At 58.5% G+C, this 4,175-nt stretch carries 3 protein-coding genes and 1 pseudogene; 1 reads left to right on the top strand and 3 read right to left on the bottom strand.

All coding sequences use genetic code 11. From position 1 onward, the window contains the following. A pseudogene (locus tag ABJP42_RS15585) lies at positions 1-461 on the bottom strand (hypothetical protein); the annotation flags it as partial. Between the two features lie 173 nt (positions 462-634). On the opposite strand from ABJP42_RS15585, the gene ABJP42_RS15590 reads away from it, so the two are divergent. Further along, complete coding sequence (locus tag ABJP42_RS15590; protein ID WP_348341964.1) at positions 635-1,354, top strand: SIMPL domain-containing protein; 720 nt, start codon at positions 635-637, stop codon at positions 1,352-1,354. A gap of 74 nt (positions 1,355-1,428) precedes the next feature. Here ABJP42_RS15590 and ABJP42_RS15595 read toward each other — a convergent pair whose 3' ends face one another. Both ABJP42_RS15595 and ABJP42_RS15600 read right to left on the bottom strand, forming a co-directional pair. Then, a complete protein-coding gene (locus ABJP42_RS15595; RefSeq protein ID WP_348341966.1) occupies positions 1,429-2,721 on the bottom strand; it encodes an O-acetylhomoserine aminocarboxypropyltransferase/cysteine synthase family protein in 1,293 nt (430 codons plus the stop codon). A 172-nt stretch (positions 2,722-2,893) separates the two neighbouring features. Then, complete coding sequence (locus tag ABJP42_RS15600) at positions 2,894-3,883, bottom strand: GT-B fold glycosyltransferase domain-containing protein (RefSeq protein ID WP_348341968.1); 990 nt, start codon at positions 3,881-3,883, stop codon at positions 2,894-2,896. Positions 3,884-4,175 lie beyond the last annotated feature (292 nt).

Here is a 4,175-nt window from a genome sequence, read left to right on the forward strand (position 1 = left end):
CCAAAGAACGGCTCGCCCAGGAAGCCAATATCGCCTGGGGTGGCCACAAAGGAAGCCGGTGTGAAGCCGTTTTCAAGCGCAAAGCTTTCGGCCTCGGCCAGGGTTTCCTGGGCCACAGCGGCAATATGGGTCTGGCTGCCATCCTCGGAGAGATCATAGGCCAGGTCGGACACCGGGTAGGGGGTGGCCCCTTCCAGAGCGGCGCGGACCAGACGGTGACGGCTTTCCAGGTCAGAGATACCGGTTTCAATGGTCAGGTAGCGGATCTGATCGTTTGGAATGATCAGTTTGCACAGGCCATTGGCCTCCAAGGCCTCTCCACGGCTGCGCAGGATTGCCAAATCACCTGCAAGATCAGCGCTGTCGAGCGGCACAGTGCCGACATTGCGCCAGCCTCCTGCGGCACGATGCAGCAGAACAATACCCTCTGCGGAAAGAGAAAGAGCAAACCCCGGTTTCATAATGCGGTCAAACCATCCAAGTCTTAAGTGCCCGGACCGCGAGGAGTCCTATCAGGCTATCTGAGCGGACCTTAAAGCAGGACTTCGCCGAGTGAAAGGAAAAGAGCAGGGTTTCCCCTTGTCAGCGGCGATCTGCCATCCCCATCTTAGGGAGAAGCAAAGGAGCCTTCATAATGAAAACAAAGACAGTTTTGATCACCGCCCTGGCAATGGCCCTCACCTTTGGTGCGCCCGTCGCGGCAGAAAGCTCTGCCGAAGGCCAACTGGTAGTGACCGGAGAGGGGCGCGTCGTGGTCGCTCCGGACTTGGCGGTGATTACCCTGGGCGTCGGCAAAGAGGCTGCTGAGGCCAGTGAGGCAATGGGATTGGTCTCTGAGGATATGGCGGCGGTGGTGACAGAACTGCGCTCGGCCGGGATTGCCGAAAAGGATATGCAGACAGAGCAGATCTCATTGCATCCAGTCTGGTCCAATTCCGGGTCCTATGACGATGACAATCCTCGCCGGATCACCGGTTTCGCTGCTTCTAATACCCTGACGCTGCGGGTGCGGGATCTGGAAGAGCTGGGCGCAGTGATGGACCGGGTGCTGCGCGCCGGGGCCAACCAGTTTCAGGGGCTGCGCTTTGACGTCACCGATCACGCCAGCCTGCAGGATCAGATGCGCGCAAGTGCGGTTGCCGATGCCCGCCACAAGGCCGAGATCCTGGCACAGGCTGCTGGTGTCACACTCGGGCCGGTGCGGATGATTACCGATACTGCGCAAAACGATGGTCATCCGATGGTGGCAATGGAAATGGCCCGTGGTGGCTCAATGCCGATCGAGTCTGGCGAGTTGAGTTTCTCGCATAGCGTACAGGTGATCTTTGGCCTGCAGGCGTCTGAGGGCGAATAAGTACACAGTCAGTGCTGGTGAAACAAGAAAAGGCCGGGCAGTTGCCCGGCCTTTGTCTGTTAGAAGTCCTGGAATTATCCGCAGGCTTTGGCCAGGGCCTGGTCCAGGTCGTGGATCAGGTCGGCGGGGTCTTCAAGCCCGATGGAAACCCGCACCACATTGGCGCCTGCACCAGCCGCCTCTTGCTGTTCTGGCGACAGCTGACGGTGGGTGGTGGAGGCCGAGTGGATGATCAGCGAGCGGGTATCGCCGAGGTTGGCCACATGGCTGAAGATCTCCAGGGAATCCACCAGTTTGATGCAGGCGTCATAGCCGCCCTTCACCGCAAAGGTGAACAACCCGCTGGTGCCCTTGGGGTAGCAGCTCTTTGCGCGCTCATTATAGGGCGAGCTTTCCAGACCCGCATAGGTGACATAGTCAATGCGGGTGTCCTGCTCCAGCCAGTTGGCGACGGTCAGGGCGTTTTCGCAGTGGCGCTGCATCCGCAGCGACAGTGTTTCGACGCCCATCAAGGTGTAATGCGCTGCCTGCGGGTTCATCGTCATGCCCAGATCGCGCAGACCGATGGCGATGCCGTGGAAGGTGAAGGCCAAGCCGCCAAAGGTCTCGTGGAATTTGAGCCCGTGATAGGCGGGTTCGGGCGCCGACAGGGAAGGGAATTTGTCGCTGGCGGACCAGTCAAATTTACCGCTGTCGATCACCGCGCCGCCGGTGACGGTGCCATTGCCGGTGAGGTATTTGGTGGTGGAGTGCACAACCAGGGTGGCGCCCTGCGCGATGGGGTTGCACAGGTAGGGGGTGGCGGTGGTGTTATCGACGATCAGCGGCACGCCTGCGGCATCAGATACATCGGCCAGGGCGCGAATATCGGTGACATAGCCGCCGGGATTTGCGATGGATTCGCAGAACACCGCGCGGGTGTTTTCGTCGATAGCAGCTGCCACCGCGTCCAGATCATCAGTATCGACAAATTTGGCCGACCAGCCAAAGCGTTTGATGGTCTGGCTGAACTGGGTGACGGTACCGCCATAAAGCCGGGTGGAGGCAATCACATTGCAGCCCGGTGCCATCAGGGGAAACAACGCCATGATTTGTGCTGCGTGACCAGAGGAGCAGCAAACCGCGCCAACGCCACCTTCGAGCGTGGCCAGGCGTTCCTGTAGCACCGCAACGGTGGGATTGGTCAGGCGAGAATAGATAAAGCCAACTTCCTGCAGGTTGAACAGGGCCGCGGCGTGATCGGCATCGCGAAACACATAGCCGGTTGTCTGGTAAATTGGTGTCTGTCGCGCGCCGGTGGCCGGGTCAGGCTTGGCGCCGGCGTGAATCTGCAATGTGTCAAAGCCATAGGCTGGTGCATCGCTCATGTGGTAATCTCCCTTGTCAAAACTCTTGGCCAAATGTTTAGGCCAGCTTGCCTTGTAGCACAACGCAGGCGTTTGAATTGGGAACAACTGCGCTGGCGCAGGCGTCAAAGCGAGGAAAAATTCCTGCGTGCCTCAATTGCCTGCTGTTTGCTCCGACCATGCAAAGCCAAACTTAGCGGAACCAGAGCCCTTCGGATTTGATCTTGTTGCGAATGGCCTGTTCGCGCCGGGGCAGGTGCTCCTGATCAAACAGGGCCCGCACCCGCGCGCCGCGGTTCTGATAGACGAGACGCTTGATTGGCTCGTAACTCTTCAGAACCTTCTTGAGCCAATTGGGCGCGGCAACTTCCTGTAGCAATGCGATCACGGGGTCGCTTTCGCGGGCATAGAGCAGTGGGAACAGGCGATAGTGACAGCTGGTTTGCCCATCAAGGTATCCGGCGGGCAGGGCATCGCGCCCACCGCCAAAGGAATGGATCACCAGGGGCAGGGTCACCTGATCCAGCCATGGATCCAACGCCTGGCCGACCAGTTCGATCGGTGGATCTTTGAGGATCGATTGGGCATAGACTTCAAACCGTTTGCCAAAAGCACGCGGACAGGCGCCGTAGAAAAAGCCTGCATTAAAATAGAGGTAGCGTTTCCAGTATTCGTCGGGCTGGCTCAGATCCAATGTTGGGTCCATGTCCAGACCAAAGCGTTCATAGAGCGACCGCCAGATCTCGCTGTAGCCCGGCCCATAAAGCGTTGGCTTGGGCCAGGTGCCTTCGCGACGCAATGAAGCAGAGGGGCGGGAGAAATCAAAAGGCACCGCCTCAAGATCGCCGGTGATCAGGGTGTCACTGTCAAAAAACACAAAAGGTTCACCCTCGGGCAGGGCCTGCAGGGCTTCGATTTTATTGCCATAGGGGTAGCTCTCGCCAAAGACTTTGTTTTCGAAAGGCAAGATCTCGACGCCAAGGCGGGCAAAGGCTTCGAGCACCCCAGCGTTGTGAATGCTGGGGTCCTTTTGCCACAGCGGCCCCGGCTGTGGCACGGCGACAAACAACCGCCCGGAGAAATTGGGCGAACTGTGGCGTAGAGAGGCGGCAAAGAGCAGCGCCTCATATTGCAAACGGCCGGCCTGACCGACGATCATGACGTTAAAAGACTGCTGCGCCATCGCTTTTCCTGTCTTCCGCCTCTTGTGAGCGGTTGGGGCTTGGGTGTTTTATGGTCTATATTCGAAAGTGACTTGCGCCAAAAGCCATTCCACAGCTCTTGGAGCTGCTTTGAGCCGTGGCGCGACTTGTTTGTATCAGTTTTTGTGAGGAATGTTTTATGTTGAGAGTTCTGTCTGTTTTGACACCCGGTCCCGGATCGCGCTTGGGACTAGGCTTGGCCTTTGGTCTTGGGGCCACTTCCTTGGCCACTGGGGCGCAGGCCGCCCCCTTTACCACCGCAGCTGAGGTAAA

Origin of the sequence: Pseudophaeobacter sp. (genome assembly GCF_039971195.1) — a bacterium.
Classification (GTDB): Bacteria; Pseudomonadota; Alphaproteobacteria; order Rhodobacterales; family Rhodobacteraceae; genus Pseudophaeobacter.